We start from the raw sequence: 2,068 nt of genomic DNA, 5'->3' as shown, positions 1-2,068 counted from the left end.
GGGGGGCCGTCGGCAGCGCCCTGGCGCATCGGCGGCACCCCACGGCCCGGCGCGGCGGCGGAGAACTGCCGGCGGACATGTGAACGGGCACGGGAGCGGGCACGGGAGGTGGCGCGGCCACGGCCGTGGGCGCGGGCGGATGGCGAACGGTCAGCGGGCGCTGCCGAGGTTCCGGTCGCCGTCGGCGCCTTCGAGCATGAGGGTGGTCTCCTCGATGCGGCGGAAGCGGCCGTCGGGCGCGAACTCGGCGAAGACGTAGACCTCCATGCGGACGGTGGACCCGTCGGCCTTGACGACCTTCATCGTGTGGCGGTCGGCGTACCGGTCGCCGGAGGCGAGCTCGTCGTGGACCTCGACCGACCCGTCGGCGACGACCGTGCGCAGGTGGGCGATGTGGGCGAGGAACTCCGTGCGGTCCGCCCAGCTGCCGTCGGTGCGCTGGCGGTAGTCGGGGGCGAAGTGCCGGTCGGCGGCCTCGTCCAGGTCGAGGCCCGGGGTGAGGAGCAGGTCGGTGAGGGCGGCGCGGATGTCGGTGTGGTTCACGGGGATTCCTTCGGATGGGGGCGGGAGTGGCCCGCCGTGGATCGACCGGAGATGCGTGCCTTGAGCACGCTTATGACTGTACAGGGAAAGCGTGCGCCGCGCACGCTAATCTGAAGGGGTGAAGAACTCGACGGGACACGACATCGCCGACGCCCTCGGACTGCTCCTGCGGCGCAGCACCCGGGCCCGCCTCTACACCCGGCTGACGGAGGGGTTGGGGGAGGCGGTCGACGACCTCACCTACCCGGTCCTCAGCGGCCTGGCCCGGACCGGCGCGTGCAGCGCCGCCGACCTCGGCCGCGAGATCGGGCTCGACCGCACGACCGTCACCCGCCGCGCCGACCGCCTGGAGCAGGCCGGGCTCCTCCAGCGCCAGCCCGACCCGGCCGACGGCCGCGCCACGCTGCTCGCCCTCACCGACGACGGCCGCACCGTCGTCGCGGCCACCAGGCAGCGGCTCGCCACCGGCATCGAGGACTCGCTCGCCACCTGGCCGCAGGCCGACGCCCAGGCCTTCGCCCGCCTCCTGCACCGTTTCGTCGACGAGGGGCCCTTCGCCCCCGACCACGACTGACCGTCACCGGCCCACCGGACGTCCCGGTTCGGCCCGCCACCGTGCGTCCCGGTTCGGCCCGCCGCCGGGCTGCCCGGCCTGGGGATCGCCTGCCCTGTCCGTCACGGGCGGTGTGTACGGGTGGGCTGGGCGGGGTCTACCAGTTCGCCCAGCGGAGGTTCCAGCCGCCGAGCCCGTTGTCCGGGGCGACGGTCTTCTCCTTCGTGTTCACGACCGTGACGACATCGCCGATCAGCGAGCCGTTGAAGAACGCACCCGCGACGGAGGTGTCGCTGCCGCCCTCCGTGTCCTTGAGCGCGACGCAGCCGTGGCCGGCGGAGCCGAGCCCGTTCCAGCGGTGACGGCGACGCGACGCGGCGCCCCGGTCCCGGCACCGGACCCGTTTGTGCCGCCCACGGCCCTGCGCGCGTCGCGCTCCGCGCCCGCGCGTAGGGCCGGGGGAGGCGCCGATCGCCGGCGAACCGAGGGAGCCGTGCGGCGCGTTCAGCCCGGCGGGCCGTCATCGTCGCCGGGGAGCAGGCCGGCGGCCCGGGCAGCCCGGGGGCACGGCGGGGAGCCGGGGGAGCCGGGGGCGTCGCCATGGCTGGTCGTCCCGCCCCGGGTCCTGCTGACGCCCGGGGGGACGGCCGGGCCCTGGCGGTGATGCCGAAGCGGACGGCGGGAGGCCGCCTCCGCCACCCCCCCCGCCGCCTCCGCCGCCTCCCGCCGTCGCCCTGACCCGGTGTCACCTGCACGGCCGCCTGCCCGCCGCCGGCAGGCGGCCCGCGGGAGGGGTCGCGACCGTTCCCCGCATGGCGTTCACTTCACTCCATTGCAACGACTCCGGTAGCTGTCGTTGCGTTAGATTTGATCCCAATGCAACGATTTCATCGCTCTGAGCTGCACTGATGCTGCTATCGCGCAACGAACGTGTTGTCAGAAAATGGAAAGCAACGTAGCTTTTCCGTTGTC

General features: G+C 74.1%; 2 protein-coding genes. One reads left to right on the top strand and one right to left on the bottom strand.

Annotated features, from left to right (window positions below; all coding sequences use genetic code 11):
- Nucleotides 1-150 precede the first annotated feature (150 nt).
- A complete protein-coding gene (locus tag ACFC1F_RS39005; RefSeq protein ID WP_376165891.1) occupies nucleotides 151-543 on the bottom strand; it encodes a nuclear transport factor 2 family protein in 393 nt (130 codons plus the stop codon).
- Between the two features lie 118 nt (nucleotides 544-661).
- Here ACFC1F_RS39005 and ACFC1F_RS39000 point away from each other — a divergent pair, with 118 nt between their 5' ends.
- The gene (locus tag ACFC1F_RS39000) at nucleotides 662-1,117 is read left to right on the top strand and encodes a MarR family winged helix-turn-helix transcriptional regulator (RefSeq protein WP_376165888.1); all 456 of its coding nucleotides are present in this window, start codon (nucleotides 662-664) and stop codon (nucleotides 1,115-1,117) included.
- Nucleotides 1,118-2,068: the final 951 nt, after the last annotated feature.

The organism is Kitasatospora sp. NPDC056181, from assembly GCF_042266225.1.
Lineage (GTDB): Bacteria > Actinomycetota > Actinomycetes > Streptomycetales > Streptomycetaceae > Kitasatospora.
This window is presented reverse-complemented; position numbering and strand designations above follow the sequence as displayed.